Origin of the sequence: Micromonospora siamensis (assembly GCF_900090305.1) — a bacterium.
GTDB classification, from domain to species: domain Bacteria; phylum Actinomycetota; class Actinomycetes; order Mycobacteriales; family Micromonosporaceae; genus Micromonospora; species Micromonospora siamensis.
The window spans coordinates 973,705-987,286 of record NZ_LT607751.1 but is presented as its reverse complement, the minus strand read 5'-3'; the positions used below and the strand labels follow the sequence as shown (position 1 = coordinate 987,286).

Annotated in this window: 13 protein-coding genes; 6 read left to right on the top strand and 7 right to left on the bottom strand. The window is 74.7% G+C overall.

The window, feature by feature from the left end; genetic code table 11:
• Positions 1-37 precede the first annotated feature (37 nt).
• On the top strand, positions 38-907 hold the full coding sequence (locus GA0074704_RS04620) for a septum formation family protein (RefSeq protein WP_088969344.1): 870 nt from the start codon (positions 38-40) through the stop codon (positions 905-907).
• An 18-nt stretch (positions 908-925) separates the two neighbouring features.
• Here the strand turns inward: GA0074704_RS04620 and GA0074704_RS04615 are convergent, their stop codons facing one another.
• From GA0074704_RS04615 to mqnE, 3 genes are all read right to left on the bottom strand, one after another.
• Positions 926-1,207, bottom strand: coding sequence for a DUF4229 domain-containing protein (locus GA0074704_RS04615; protein ID WP_088969343.1), 282 nt, complete (start codon positions 1,205-1,207; stop codon positions 926-928).
• Between the two features lie 92 nt (positions 1,208-1,299).
• Complete coding sequence (locus tag GA0074704_RS04610) at positions 1,300-1,755, bottom strand: hypothetical protein (protein WP_088969342.1); 456 nt, start codon at positions 1,753-1,755, stop codon at positions 1,300-1,302.
• Between the two features lie 25 nt (positions 1,756-1,780).
• Positions 1,781-2,950, bottom strand: coding sequence for an aminofutalosine synthase MqnE (mqnE, locus tag GA0074704_RS04605; protein ID WP_088969341.1), 1,170 nt, complete (start codon positions 2,948-2,950; stop codon positions 1,781-1,783).
• A 238-nt stretch (positions 2,951-3,188) separates the two neighbouring features.
• On the opposite strand from mqnE, the gene GA0074704_RS04600 reads away from it, so the two are divergent.
• The 4 genes from GA0074704_RS04600 (at position 3,189) to GA0074704_RS04585 (ending at position 9,348) form a co-directional block, all read left to right on the top strand.
• Positions 3,189-4,982, top strand: coding sequence for a C40 family peptidase (locus GA0074704_RS04600; protein WP_088969340.1), 1,794 nt, complete (start codon positions 3,189-3,191; stop codon positions 4,980-4,982).
• Positions 4,983-5,096: 114 nt separating this feature from the next.
• Entirely contained in the window at positions 5,097-6,545 is a 1,449-nt protein-coding gene (locus tag GA0074704_RS29310) for a hypothetical protein (protein ID WP_088969339.1), read from the top strand.
• A gap of 223 nt (positions 6,546-6,768) precedes the next feature.
• Entirely contained in the window at positions 6,769-8,592 is a 1,824-nt protein-coding gene (locus GA0074704_RS04590; protein WP_231926758.1) for a DEAD/DEAH box helicase, read from the top strand.
• A 135-nt stretch (positions 8,593-8,727) separates the two neighbouring features.
• Positions 8,728-9,348: a putative glycolipid-binding domain-containing protein gene (locus tag GA0074704_RS04585; RefSeq protein WP_088969337.1), complete on the top strand. Its 621-nt coding sequence runs from the start codon at positions 8,728-8,730 to the stop codon at positions 9,346-9,348.
• Positions 9,349-9,373: 25 nt separating this feature from the next.
• Here GA0074704_RS04585 and cds1 read toward each other — a convergent pair whose 3' ends face one another.
• The 3 genes from cds1 to GA0074704_RS04570 all read right to left on the bottom strand — a co-directional run bounded on the left by cds1 (position 9,374) and on the right by GA0074704_RS04570 (position 12,297).
• On the bottom strand, positions 9,374-10,465 hold the full coding sequence (gene cds1, locus GA0074704_RS04580) for an L-cysteine desulfhydrase Cds1 (protein ID WP_088969336.1): 1,092 nt from the start codon (positions 10,463-10,465) through the stop codon (positions 9,374-9,376).
• Between the two features lie 22 nt (positions 10,466-10,487).
• Positions 10,488-11,291 carry an SDR family NAD(P)-dependent oxidoreductase gene (locus GA0074704_RS04575; protein ID WP_231926757.1) on the bottom strand — a complete coding sequence of 268 codons (804 nt, stop codon included), beginning with the start codon at positions 11,289-11,291 and terminating at the stop codon, positions 10,488-10,490.
• Positions 11,292-11,838: 547 nt separating this feature from the next.
• The gene (locus GA0074704_RS04570; RefSeq protein WP_088969334.1) at positions 11,839-12,297 is read right to left on the bottom strand and encodes an Lrp/AsnC family transcriptional regulator; all 459 of its coding nucleotides are present in this window, start codon (positions 12,295-12,297) and stop codon (positions 11,839-11,841) included.
• Between the two features lie 268 nt (positions 12,298-12,565).
• Here GA0074704_RS04570 and GA0074704_RS04565 point away from each other — a divergent pair, with 268 nt between their 5' ends.
• Positions 12,566-12,832 (top strand): BldC family transcriptional regulator, encoded by a 267-nt coding sequence (locus GA0074704_RS04565; RefSeq protein WP_088969333.1) that lies wholly within the window; start codon positions 12,566-12,568, stop codon positions 12,830-12,832.
• Between the two features lie 65 nt (positions 12,833-12,897).
• On the opposite strand, the gene GA0074704_RS04560 is transcribed toward GA0074704_RS04565, so the two are convergent.
• Positions 12,898-13,527, bottom strand: coding sequence for a UbiX family flavin prenyltransferase (locus GA0074704_RS04560; protein ID WP_088969332.1), 630 nt, complete (start codon positions 13,525-13,527; stop codon positions 12,898-12,900).
• Between the last annotated feature and the right edge of the window lie 55 nt (positions 13,528-13,582).

Below are 13,582 nucleotides of genomic sequence, written 5' to 3'. Positions count from 1 at the left end.
TGTGCCGGCTGTCGTGACACACGGGACGGGGATCGGGATGCGACGTCGGCTGCGCGGTACGGCACTCGGGCTGCTGCTCGCCACCCTGATGAGCGGCTGCGCCGACTCGGCCGAGGCGCCGACCTGGCAGAGCGCGGCCACCCCCACGGCAGACTCAGCCGTCCCGGTGGCCGGGGCCTGTCACCGGGAGGTGGAGGTGGTCGCCTACCGCTTCGCGTACCCGGCGGTGGACTGCGCGAAGACGCACCGCACCGAGACCGTCCACGTGGGGACGTTCACCGGCACGGCCGCCACACGGGTCACGCCTCCCCCCGCCGGCTCGGCGGACATGCGGACGGCCTTCAAGGCGTGTGACGCCAGGGCGACCAGGTTCGTGGGGGCGAACTGGCGGGGCGGGCTGATGTCCGTCCGAGTGGTCACCCCCGAACCGAAGGACTGGACGACCGGCAGCCGTTGGTACCGCTGCGACCTGTTCGCCCTGTCCAGCATCGACGGCAGTTCCAGCAGACGAACCCCCGACCACTCCGCCACGCAGCGCACCGGGTCGTTGCGCGGGGCGCTCACCCGGCCGTCACCGCTGCGCCTCGCCTGCTTCGACGAGGACAAGTGGGGGAACCTGGGGCCGGTCGGCTGCACCAGGGCGCACCACTTCGAGTACGTCGGGATCTGGACCGCGCCGGAGGGCACCTACGAATTCGCCGGCCGCGACCCGGCAGTGATCCACAACCGCTGCCGAGAGGTCATCGCCCGCCGGATCCGGGGCACGGCGGACGAGCGGCCGGTGCCCGGCTCCGGCACGATGTACCGGCTGCCCTCGCCGGGGGCCTGGCAGCGCGGCGACCGCGGGATCCGGTGCTTCTACTGGTCCGGCGAGTACCGGACGATGAGCCGCCCGCTGAAGGGCTGATCGGGGCCGGTCCGACGGTCAGCCGCGTCGGTCGCCGGGCTCGTCGTCAGTGGGCTGGTCGTCGCCGGCCAGCGCCGAACGCAGCCGCTCCTTGTCGGCCTTCCGGCGGGCCGCCGCCTCGGCCATCTCGCCGGCCATCTCGTCCCGCCAGCCCTTGAGCAGGAAGAACGAGAGCGCGGCGGAGAACACCAGCGCCAGCATCAGCCGCAGGAACATGTTCATCTCGACGAACCAGAGGGCCGCCAGCACGACGACGAACAACCCGATCCGGCCCAGCGTGTACTTGACCGCCGCGCTCACGTGCCCACTCCGTTCGTCCACGCCCGGTCACCCCGGGCCCAGGTTCGGCCCGTCCGCCGGGCCAGCCGTTGCGCCCTCGTCGGGCGGGTCGTTCAGCCCGTCCGCCGGGCCAGCCAGTGCACGCCCCGGAACCACAGCACCGCGTACACCAGGGTGAAGGCCGCGGCGGCGAGAGCGCCGGTGGCCAGCGGCGCCAGGCCGGCGGCGAACCCCGCGACCAGCAGCCCGGCCAGCACCGCGAGCGCGGCGGCGACCAGGGCCGCGACCACCCGGGCCGCGCCGAACTCCCAGGCCCGGAAGTCGTCCCAGAACAGCCACGCCGGCAGGATGATCGCCAGCCAGCCGTTGGTGTGCCCGAACGACCCCGCGCCCAGGCCGGCGAAGGCCCAGTCGAAGAGCACCAGCGCCAGCACCCCGATGAGCCACCCGGCCAGGCTGATCCCCAGCAGGTCGCCCAGGGTCAGGACACGCCCCTGGTCGTCCCGGCGGGGAAAGCCACTCTGCTGACCGGCGCCCTCGGCGGTGCGGTCGCGCTGCTGTCCGGTCATCGTGCGACGAGGATACGGTGCCGGCTCAGGCCCAGACCTGCTGCGGCTCGGCGCGCCGCTCGGCCAGGGCCGGGGCGGCGTCGTACTCGCGGACGACCTCGTAGCGGGTGTTCCGCTCGACCGGCCGGAACCCGGCGTCCCAGATCAGGTTGAGCAGGTCGTCCCGGTGCATCGTGTTCGGGGTGCCGTACGAGTCGGCGTCGTGGGTGATCTTGTATTCGACGACCGAGCCGTCCAGGTCGTCCACGCCGAAGTTCAGCGAGAGCTGGGCGACCGACAGGCCGTGCATCACCCAGAAGTTCTTCAGGTGCGGGACATTGTCGAACAGCAGCCGGGAGACCGCGAAGGTCTTCAGCGACTCGGCCGGCGACGCCATCGTGGTCCGCGCCTGGATCCGGTTACGGATCTTGCCGTCGGCGGAGTCGACGAAGTCGTGCTGGTAGCGCAGCGGGATGAAGACCTGGAAGCCACCGGTCTCGTCCTGGAGCTCACGCAGGCGCAGCACGTGGTCGACCCGGTGCCGGGGCTCCTCGATGTGGCCGTAGAGCATCGTCGACGGGGTCTTCATCCCCTTGGAGTGGGCCAGCCGGTGGATCCGCGACCAGTCCTCCCAGTGGCAGGCGTGGTCCACGATGTGCTGGCGGACCTCCCAGTCGAAGATCTCCGCGCCGCCACCGGTCAGCGACTCGAGGCCGGCGTCCATCAGCTCGTCGAGGATCTCGTCGGCGGTCAGGCCGCTGATCTTCTCGAACCACTGCACCTCGGTGGCGGTGAACGCCTTGAGGTTGACGTTCGGCAGTGCCGCCTTCAGCTCGCGCAGCACCTTGGGGTAGTAGCGCCAGGGCAGCGTCGGGTGCAGGCCGTTGACGATGTGCAGCTCGGTGAGCTGCTCGTCCTCCATCTCCTTGGCCTTGCGGACCGCCTCGTCGATCCGCATCGTGTACGCGTCCTTCTCGCCCGGCTTGCGCTGGAACGAGCAGTACGCGCAGGACGCGGAACAGACGTTGGTGAGGTTGAGGTGCCGGTTGACGTTGAACATCACCCGGTCGCCGTTCAGCTCGGTGCGCCTGTGGTGCGCCAGCCGCCCCAACCAGGAGAGGTCGTCGCTGTCGTAGAGGGCGATCCCGTCCTCGCGGGTCAGCCGCTCCCCGGCGTACACCTTCGCTTCGAGCTCACGCTTGAGTCCGGCGTCCATCGAAAGCCACGTCCCTTCCACCTACGGTCCCGGTCGAGCCTACGTCGGACATCCGACGAAGCGGCGGCCCGGGCGCGCGCAGCGACCCAGTTCACCGCTTCTCCGGTGCATCGTCACCCTCCGCACATCGACATCCCTGCGTCCGTGAGGTAAGACAGATTGGGAGGCGACACACACTGGTAGCCTCCCTCCGCCGTGCCCATCGGACGCGGCGACACCACGCCGGACGGGGAGCGGAATGGTCGACAGCGGGCACGGGCCAGGGCGGCGTCGACGGAGCCCGGTGATCTCGCCGGTACTCCGCCCCCGGCTCTGGTCGGCACTGCTGGGCGCGATCGTGGCCGCCGTGATCGCCAGCCCCGCGTACGCCGAACCCCCGCTCCCGGACACCGTGCCCGACGCCGGTTCCCGGCCGCTCGCCACCGGTTCGCTGCAGCTTCCCGGCACCGGGGCCCCCGTGGCCGGCGCGCCCGCCCCGGGCGTCGCCCCGGTCGACGGCCGGCCCACCACCAGCCCGGCGGCGCCGGTGGCCAACCCCGCGGACGCCCCGCTGCTCACCCTGATCAACGCGGTCGACGCCCAGGTGGGCAGTCTCGGCGATCAGTTGATCACGTTGCGCCAGCAGCGCGCCGAGACCGCCACCCAGCTCGCCGACGCCGAACGCAACCGCACCGCCGCCCAGGAGGCGCTGGCCAAGGCGCAGGAGCAGGCCGACGAGGCCGCCGCGTCGGCGCTGAAGGAGGCCGCCGCCCTGCCGCCCGGCGCCTTCGCCCGCAACCTTCAGGACCTCACCGCGTTCCAGCGCCTGTCCCGCGGCGAGCGGACCGAGCCGACGAGGACCGGCACGTCCGGCGAGCTGACCCGGGCCCGGACCGCCGCGCAGGTGGCCGAGCAGGCGTACGCCGCCGCCCAGACCCGGGACCGCAACGTCGCCGAGCAGTTCGCCGCCGCCCAGCGCGCGCTGCGCGCCCAGGAGACGCGGCTGGTCACGCTGCGCCGGGACAACGCCACCCAGCTGACCCGGATCGAGCAGCAGCAGGACGTCGTCGAGCAGCGGATCGGCGTCGGCTATCTGAACGGGCCGACCGGTGTCGGGCGCAACGTCGGCAGCCTGACCGCCCACCCGCAGGCGCTGGCCGCCGTCCGGTACGCGCTGGCCCAGGTCGGCGACCCGTACGTCTGGGCCGAGGAGGGGCCGGACGCGTTCGACTGCTCCGGCCTGGTCTGGGCGGCCTACCGCTCGGCCGGCTACTACGGGCTGCCGCGGGTCGCCCGCGACCAGTACTACGCGACCCGGGGCCGCACGGTCGACCCGTCCGCGCTGCTCCCCGGCGACCTGCTCTTCTTCGCCTCGGGCAGCAGCTGGACCACGGTCCACCACATGGCGATGTACATCGGCGGCGGCAAGATGGTCGAGGCGCCCCGCACGGGCGAGCTGGTCAAGATCTCCACCGTCCGCTGGTCCCGCCTCTACGCCGCCACCCGGGTCGTCGGGGCCGTGACCGGGCCGGCTGCTCCGCTGCCCGTCGTGCCCAGCACCCCGGGCGGGTCCGCGCCGACCACCATCCCGACCCCGGTCCCCACCGGCAGCTCCGCCCCGGCGCCCACGCCGAGCCGGTCCGCGTCGCCGAAGCCGACCCCGACCCGTACGACGTCGCCGGGCGGCACCACCAGCCCGACCCCGACCGGGGGCAGTACTCCGACGCCGACCCCCACGCCCACCGGCTCCTCCAGCCCGAGCCCGAGCGGCACGCCGACCACCCCGCCCAGTTCGTCGGCGCCCGCTCCGAGCACCAGCGCCCCGGCCACCACCGCGCCGAGCCCGACGCAGACGACCACCGCGCCGAGCCCGACGCAGACCACCACCGCCCCCAGCCCGACGCAGACCACCACCGCGCCCAGCCCGGCCCAGACCACCACCGCGCCCAGCCCGGTGCAGACCAGCAGCGTCGCCCCGGCGGACAGCACCAGCGTCGCCCCGGCGGACAGCACCTCCTCCGACCCGTCCACCAGCACCAGCACCGGCGGCTGAGCCCAACCGTCCGCTCCGACTGTGCGGTACGGCCGGAATGTGGCACCGTGACACTCAGGCACTCCCGGGCCGGCGCCACCGGTCCGGTAGCGGGCGTGGGCGCGGAGGTCGAGCATGGGTGAGCAAGAGGTTGCGGCGGAGACCGTGGACCGGGACCCCGTGCCGGCCGAGCAGGCACCGGACGGTCACGACCAGCCCCATGCCGCCGTACGTCCGGTCAGCGCCGTCCCGGCCGGGGCACCGGCTCGCGGGCGGGTGAGTGTGGCCGGCGCCGAGGCCCCGCCGGACGGCCGGGCCGTGCCGGGTGGCCGGGCGACCGCCACCACCTACCGGGCCGGCGCCCCGACTCCGGCGGCTCCTGCCGTGCCTGCGCTCCCGGCGGCCCCGGTCGCTTCGCAGGCCCCGGCGGTCACGCCCTTGGAGCGCCGCCGCCCCGGCGCCACCGTGAGCGAACCGGGCAGCTGGTCCGCCTTCGGCAGCGCCGAGCAGCCCGCCGGGAGCGCCGGCGGCAACGCGCAGCCCGACGGCGGCCCCACCGCCCGGCCCCACAGCAGCGACGACCAGGACGTCGACGGTGGACGGCCGGCGCCGCCCGTGGTGCCGGAACAGCGGCTCCCTGCCGGCGCCGCCCGGGCCACCGCCTCGGTTCCCGGCCTGAACCGGGTCTCCCCGATCGGACCCGCGCCGACCGCCACCGCCCAGGCCGGCGCCACCGTCTACCGGAGCGGCCCGGTCGATCCCGCGCCGCCGGAGCCCGTGCAGCCGCCCGAGCCGGTCCAGCCGCCGAACCCACCCGCCCCCGAACCGGAGCCCGCGCCCACCCCCGTACCCGGGCCGATGCCGCCGGAGCCTCCGACGCCCGAACCGGTGCCGGTGCCGGTGCCGCCCGGCCCGGTCCCCGGTCCGCCGCGCCCGGGTCCCACCCCGCCCGGCCCGGTCCCGCCACTGCCCGGCCCGCCCGCGCCGCCGCCCGGCCCGCCGATCCCGGGCCCGCCGGCCCCGCCCGGGCCGATGCCCGCGCCGCCGTTCCCGCCGCCGCCCGCCTCGGCCATGCCCCGGGGCACCGCCTCCGTGGCTTCCGCGCCCGTCGTCGCACCCCCGGTGTCCGCGCCACCGGTGGTGCCCGCCCCGGCGCTGCCCGCGTGGCCCCCGCCCACCAACCCGACCGGCCAACGGACCCCGGCGACCGGCCCGGCCGCCGGATCCCCGGCGCCCGGCGGCACCGGCCGACCCGCGTGGTCGCCGGCCGCCCCGCCCGGCGGTCGGCCCCCGTACCGGGGCGGACCGGACCTGGCGACCACCGCGTACGGGGGCACCGAGGGTCCGGGCCACGCGACGGTCTCCTTCCCGGCGAGCAACCCGATGGAGAACTCCGGCTCGCTGACCGGCCACATCCTGGCCCAGGGCTGGGCGGAGGAACCGACCACCACCCGATCCCGGACGGTACGGGTGGTGGTGGTCCTGGCCGCCTCGCTCGCCCTGCTGGTGGCGATCAGCGTGCTGGTCCTCTTCCTGGCCAACGACGCGCTGGACGGGCTGGTCGGCAACGTCCTAGCCCGCTGATCCGCCTCCGTCCGGCGCCGCCGGGCAGGACCGCCGAGCCAGGGTGAGCCCGCCCACTGTCGCCTCGCGGTCGGCTGGCCGGTTCGCCGCGCCGCCGTACACTGGTACAGATCACTGACCCGGCGCGCGTTTCGGCGCGCCCATGGGCGATCTTGCGGGCGATTCGGCGGCGGTCAGCCGCGGCGGGCCATCGCGAAGATGCGCCCCGCTCGAAAGGTTTTACTTGACCAGCTCTGCTGACCTCGGCATGTCCCCGTCCGTCTCCGACTCCCCGGTGGCTCCGGCCGCCCCCGTCGAGCAGCGCCCCGAGGGCGCCGACTCCCCCGACTTCGCCGCCCTCGGCCTGCCGGACCAGCTGGTCCGCGCGCTGGCCCGGCAGGGCATCACCGCGCCGTTCGAGATCCAGCGCGCCACCCTGCCGGACGCGCTGGCCGGCCGGGACGTCCTCGGCCGCGGCCAGACCGGCTCCGGCAAGACCCTGGCCTTCGGGCTGCCGATCATCGCCCGGCTCGCCGAGCTCAACCGGGCCCGGCCGCTGCACCCGCGCGCCCTGGTGCTGGTGCCGACCCGCGAGCTGGCCATGCAGGTCAACGACGCGCTGCTGCCGCTCGGCAAGGCCGTCGGCATCTTCCTCAAGACCGCCGTCGGCGGTGTGCCCTACGACCGGCAGATCGACGCGCTGCGCCGCGGCGTGGAGATCGTCGTGGCGACGCCGGGCCGGCTCGGCGACCTGATCTCGCGGGGCGTGTGCAACCTCGACGACATCGAGGTCACCGTGCTGGACGAGGCCGACCAGATGGCCGACATGGGCTTCCTGCCCGAGGTGACCGAGCTGCTGGCGAAGACGCCGGCGAGCAGCCAGCGACTGCTCTTCTCGGCCACCCTGGACGGTGACGTCGACGCGCTGGTCAAGCGGTTCATGACCGACCCGGTCACCCACTCGACCGCCCCGTCGACCGCCTCCGTGTCCACCATGGACCACCACATGCTGCTGATCCCGCCGCACGACAAGTTCCCGGTCGCCGCGTCGATCGCCGCGCGGGACGGCCGGACGATGGTCTTCGCCCGTACCCAGCTGGGCGTCGACCGGCTGGTCGAGCAGCTCGCCGCGGTGGGCGTACGCGCGGGTGGGCTGCACGGCGGCAAGACCCAGCGGATGCGTACCAAGACCCTCGCCGAGTTCAAGGAGGGCCGGATGAACGTGCTGGTCGCCACGGACGTGGCGGCCCGGGGCATCCACGTGGACGGCGTCTCGCTGGTGCTGCACGTCGACCCGCCGAAGGACCCGAAGGACTACCTGCACCGCGCGGGTCGTACCGCCCGGGCCGGCGAGTCCGGCGCGGTGGCCACGCTGGTGCTGCCGAAGCAGCGGCGGACCACGCTCGCGATGCTGGAGAAGGCCGGGGTGGAGCCGGCGGAGACCCGGGTGCGTGCCGGTGACCCGGCGCTGGCCGAGCTGACCGGCGCCCGGGAGCCCAGTGGCGTGCCGGTCCGCGAGGAGCCGGAGCCCCGTCGGCACGGGGACCGCCCGTCCGGGCAGCGCCGCTTCGGCGACCGGGACCGGGGTCCGCGTTCCTTCGGTGACCGGGGCCCGCGCGGCTACGGCGACCGTCCCGCGGGCGACCGCGGCTCGTACGGCGACCGTCCGTCCGGCGACCGGCGCTCGTACGGTGACCGCCCGTCCGGCGACCACCGCTCCTACGGTGACCGCCCGTCCGGCGACCGGCGCTACGGCGACCGGGACACCCGGGGCGGGTACGGCGACCGGGCCCCGCGCGCCTACGGCGACCGGGACACCCGCGGCGGGTACGGCGACCGCGCCCCCCGCGCCTACGGCGAGCGTGACGGTGGCCGTCCCTACGGCGACCGGGCGCCCCGTCCCTACGGCGACCGGGACGCCCGGGGCGAGCGCGGCTTCGCGGCCGACCGTCCGGCCGGCGAGCGCCGGTTCGCCGACCGGGACGGCCGGGGTGGTTTCCGCTCCGAGGACCGTGGGCGCGACGACAGTCGTGGCTTCGGCGGTCGGGCGCCCGCCCGCACCCACTGAACGACCCCGCGTCACCTGCCCGGCTGACGCCGGGGGCTGACCTCGACGCCGCCGTGGAACCCCGGTTCCGCGGCGGCGTCGGCGCATCCGCTGCCGGTGTCGGGGATCTGGCGTAACGTCCGCCTCATGTCGACGATGCCGAAGTCGCTCTTCTGGACCCGGACGGACACCACCGGCGCGGAGCACGCCACCCTGGACGACCGGAGCGGGCTCACCGCACAGGGCACGATCCTGGCCGTGGACCCGGTCGCCTTCACCTGCCGCTACCGGCTGGCCGCCGAGCCGGACGGGTCGACCGGCCGGTTGGAGGTCGAGGTCGAGGGGGCGGGCTGGCGGCGGAGCGTACGCCTGGAGCGGGCGACCGACCGGTGGCGGGTGACCACCGGCGAGGAGGGTGACCTGGACCGGGCGCTGCGGGCGGCCGGGCATCCGCCGGCCGGGCTGCCCGGCACCGACGACCCGGACCGGCTGGCCGACGCGGTCGACGTCGACCTGGGCGGGTCGCCGCTGTTCAACTCGCTGCCGATCCGGCGACTCGGGCTGGAGCGGGCGGCGGGGCAGGCCGAGCATCGGGTGACGGTGGCCTGGGTGCTGGTGCCCAGCCTGGTGGTCGTGCCGGCGGAGCAGACGTACACGTCGCTGGGTCCGGGGCGGGTCCGGTTCGCCAGCGACGGCTTCACCGCGGAGCTGGACGTGGACCCGGAGGGCTGGGTGGTCCGCTACCCGGGCCTGGCCGAGCTGGCCGTCCAACGCTGAGCCGGTCGGCTCCGCGGATGACGACTCAGACCGGCCAGGCGCCGGTGGTCAGGAAACGGTCGATGGTCGCGCTGTGCGGGGTGAGGTCGAGGCCCTGCCCGGCGACCCACTCGTCGGAATAGTAGGTGTCGGCGTAGCGGTCGCCGGCGTCGCAGATCAGGGTGACCACAGATCCGGTCCGGCCGGCGGCCAGCAGTTCGGCGATCAGCCCGAAGGCACCCCAGAGGTTGGTGCCGGTGGAGCCGCCGACCTTGCGGCCGAGCACCCGGGAGCCGGCCCGCATGGCGGCCAGCGAGGCGGCGTCGGGCACCTGCACCATCCGGTCCACGACCGAGGGCAGGAAGGACGACTCGACGGTGGGCCGGCCGATGCCCTCGATCCGGGAGCCCCGGCCGGTGCGGACCGACCAGTCGGCGGCCTGCCAGGCGGGATAGAAGGCGGAGTTCTCCGGGTCGACCACGCACAGCTTGGTGGGCAGCCGCCGGTAGCGGGCGTACCGGCCGATGGTGGCGCTGGTGCCGCCGGTGCCGGCACCGACCACGACCCAGGCGGGCACGGGGTGCCGTTCCAGGGCGAGCTGGGCGTAGATCGACTCGGCGATGTTGTTGTTGCCCCGCCAGTCGGTGGCCCGCTCGGCGTAGGTGAACTGGTCCATGAAGTGCCCGCCGGAGTCCTCGGCCAGCCAGCGGGCCTCGATGACCACCTTGGCCGGGTCGCGGACGAGGTGGCAGCGGCCGCCGTGGAACTCGATCTGGGTGATCTTCTCCGGTGAGGTGGAGGCGGGCATGACGGCGATGAACGGCAGCCCGAGCATCCGGGCGAAGTACGCCTCGGAGACGGCCGTCGACCCGGAGGACGCCTCGACGATGGTGGTCCGCGGGCCGATCCAGCCGTTGCAGAGCCCGTAGAGGAAGAGCGACCGGGCGAGCCGGTGCTTGAGCGAGCCGGTCGGGTGCACCGACTCGTCCTTGAGGTAGAGGTCGATCCCCCAGGCCCGGGGCAGCGGGAAGGGCAGCAGATGGGTGTCGGCGGACCGGTTGGCGTCGGCCTCGACCGTGGCGATCGCCTCGGTCAGCCACGTCCGGCCCGCCTCGTCGCACCGGTCCAGATGGGTCACGTCGGCAACGTTACAAGCGAGGTCAGCTCGGGTTCGGCCCGACCCGGCGGCGCTGCCGGCGCTGCCCGGCCCGGCCGGCCGCCCGGACGGCGGGCAGGAGGGCGAGGGCGACCCGGGGGAAGGCGTCGAGCAGCCGTACCTGGGCGCCGCGCCACCGGGGCAGGCTGACCACCGGCCGGGGTCGCCGGGCCAGCCGGACGGCCCGGGCGGCCACCCGCTCCGGGCTGAGCATCGCGCCGGTGAAGGAGGCCACGGCGCCGGGGTCGGCGAGCCGGTCGTGCAGCATCGGCGTCCAGATCCCGTCCGGGCACAGGCAGGACACGTGTACGTCCCGCAGGCCGGCCGTGCGCAGGTCGGCGAGGGTGCCGATGCTGAACGCCAGCAGCGCGTGCTTGCTGGCCGCGTAGACGGTCTCGCCGGGGGCGGCGACCAGCCCGGCCAGCGACACGACGTTGAGCACGTGGCCGCGGCGGCGCGGTCGCATCACGTCGAGCGCGGCGAGGGTGCCGTTCACCGCGCCGAGCGCGTTGACCTCGACGATCCGTCGCCGGGTCGTGGCGTCGTGGGTCCAGGACGGGCCGGTGGCCAGGATGCCGGCGTTGTTCACCCAGAGCCCGAGCCCGTCGGTGGCCCGCCCGTCCGCCTCGGCGGCGACGTCGGCGCAGGCCGCCTCGTCGCGTACGTCCAGGGCCCGGGACCAGCCACCGAGCGGCCCGGCGGCGGCGCGGGCCGCGTCGGCGTCCAGGTCGGTCAGGAGTACGTCCCAGCCGTCGGCGTGCAGCGCGGCGGCGATGGCCCGGCCGAGCCCGCCGGCCGCCCCGGTCACGACGGCGACTCCCCGCCGCGGGCCCGATGCCGGTCCTGCCCCCGGCCCCCGTGCCGGCTCCGGCCCGGATTCCCGCGCCGGCTCGCGTGCTGGCGGTCTCATCGGCGCACGGTATCGCCGCCGCCCCGGCCCGCGCCAGAGCGTCCACCGGCCCTCAGGTGACGACCCGCCGGCCCTTCCACCCGTACGACGGCCCACTGTTGTCGCTGTGGGTGACCACAGCGTCAGCCACCCTGCGTCACCGGGGCGCGCGGTACCGCGCACTCGTTCTCCCCGCTTTGCTCTGCTGCCCCGGGCGCGCCAGCGCCCCGACCAGCGGCTCCAGGATCGGAAAGACCTGACAAGGCTCCGCCGGCGGTCACACTCGGTGGCTGTTGCGTCCGCAGCAGCAGAGCAAAGCGGGGGCGGGGGGTGCGGTGGAGCGGCGGGGATGTCACGCTCCGCAGCATGGAGCGGGCGGCCCGCCTCGGCCGGGGTCGGGCGGCCAGGAACTTCGACGCGGGCAGCCCACTCGGGCCGGGCCGGCGGCCCGGGAACTCCGGCCGGGTCAGGCCTCGGGCGGGGTGAGGGGTTGAGGGCGGTTCTCCCACTTGGTCGACAGGGCGATCCCGGTCCGGGTGGAGGCGACCCCAGGCGTCCGGTTCAACCGCACGATCAGCTGCTCCAGCTCGGCGATGGTGCCGACCCGGGCCTTGAGCAGGAACGACTCCACGCCGGCCATGAAATAGCAGGACTCGATCTCCGGCATCTGCCGGAACGCCTCGAGCACGTCGTCGGTGTCGCCGCCGGAGTCCTCGACGATGCCGATCAGGGCGGTGACGCCCAGCCCGATCGCCTCCGGCTCGACCTCCGCCCGGTACGCCCGGATCACCCCGCCGGACTCCAGCTTGCCGACCCGCTCGTGCACCGCCGGCGCGGAGAGGCCGACCTGCCTGGCCAGCTCGGCGTAGGACAGGCGGGCGTTGCCGCGCAGCAGCTCCACGAGGCTCAGGTCGATGGCGTCCACGGACGGTGACCCTATCGGCCACGGCGTAACGCGCGGCGCTCGGTGTCCGTTGAACATGACGTCAGGTGACAGTTCGCAGACTCACAGTCGGAGGGTCCCGCCGCCGGTACCATTTACTAACTTCCCACTCAGTGCTTTTTTCGCGTTTGGCGGACAGGCCAGGTCGCTGGTGCTGTAATTGCCATACGTCCCTCATGACGGCTCTGGGCTCGCACCGGCCGGGGGCAGTGTGTTCAGCCGGGGGCTTCGTCGACGCGAGGAGGGGGCTGTGGACACTGGAGATCGCCTGCTGACACCGGGTGAGGTCGCCGCGCTGTTTCGGGTAGACCCGAAAACTGTGACGAGATGGGCGGCGGCCGGCCGGATAGGCAGCATCCGGACTCCAGGCGGGCATCGCCGGTTTCGGGAATCCGAGGTGCGGGCCCTGCTTGAGGGGGAGGGCATGCTGGACGAGGCGGACGAGATGGGCAAGCCACGGAACGTGGGCCCGACCGCCTCGACCGGCCCGGGGCCGGCCAACGCCGGCATGTACTGAGTGGTGCCGGGTGGTACGCGGACCGGGCGACAGGTTCCGGTCCGCGCACCGGTGAGACCACCGGGTCAGGACCGGTCGGCGGCCAGCTGGCCGGACCAGCGACGGAACAGGGTGTGCGGTACGCCGAGCGCGTCGAGCACCTTGCCGGCGACGAAGTCGACCAGCTGCTGGGCCGAGGCGGACGCCCCGGCGCCGTAGAAGCCCGGACTGGCCGGCAGCACCACCGCCCCGGCGTCGTGCAGCGCGATCAGGTGCTCCAGGTGGCTGCGGGTCACCGGAGTCTCCCGGGGCACCACCACCAACGGCCGCCGCTCCTTGAGGTTGACCTCCGCGGAACGCTGCAACAGGTCCTTGGACAGGCCGATGGCGATCCCCGCGCAGGCCGCGGTGCTCGCCGGCACGACCGCCATGCCGCGTACCCGGTAGGAGCCGCTGCTCGGGCCGGCCGCGAGGTCACCGGCGGGCCAGTGCCGGACGTCGGCGTCGGCCAGGTCGCGGCCGAGCCAGCCGGCCAGGTCGTCGGCCCAGTGCGCGTCCCGGAACGGCCGGCCGGTCTCGTCCAGGATCGTCAGCCGGGCGGCCCGGGACACGATCAGGTCGACCGGTTCGCCGGCGTCGAGGAGCCCGCGGACGACCGCCGCGGCGTACGGCGTGCCGGACGCACCGGAGACCCCCACCACCCATGGTTCGCGCATGCCGTCAAGAGTGCCTGGTCACCGCGGGTGCTGCTGCGCCGGGGCGGCGGTGCGT

What these genes read in the sequence shown, in the direction of transcription:
- mqnE (WP_088969341.1), bottom strand. Translation starts at nt 2,950, where the DNA reads ATGGACGCCGGACTCAAGCGTGAGCTCGAAGCGAAGGTGTACGCCGGG.
- GA0074704_RS04620 (WP_088969344.1), top strand. Translation starts at nt 38, where the DNA reads ATGCGACGTCGGCTGCGCGGTACGGCACTCGGGCTGCTGCTCGCCACC.
- GA0074704_RS04600 (WP_088969340.1), top strand. Translation starts at nt 3,189, where the DNA reads ATGGTCGACAGCGGGCACGGGCCAGGGCGGCGTCGACGGAGCCCGGTG.
- GA0074704_RS04585 (WP_088969337.1), top strand. Translation starts at nt 8,728, where the DNA reads ATGCCGAAGTCGCTCTTCTGGACCCGGACGGACACCACCGGCGCGGAG.
- GA0074704_RS04610 (WP_088969342.1), bottom strand. Translation starts at nt 1,755, where the DNA reads ATGACCGGACAGCAGCGCGACCGCACCGCCGAGGGCGCCGGTCAGCAG.
- GA0074704_RS04560 (WP_088969332.1), bottom strand. Translation starts at nt 13,527, where the DNA reads ATGCGCGAACCATGGGTGGTGGGGGTCTCCGGTGCGTCCGGCACGCCG.
- GA0074704_RS29310 (WP_088969339.1), top strand. Translation starts at nt 5,097, where the DNA reads ATGGGTGAGCAAGAGGTTGCGGCGGAGACCGTGGACCGGGACCCCGTG.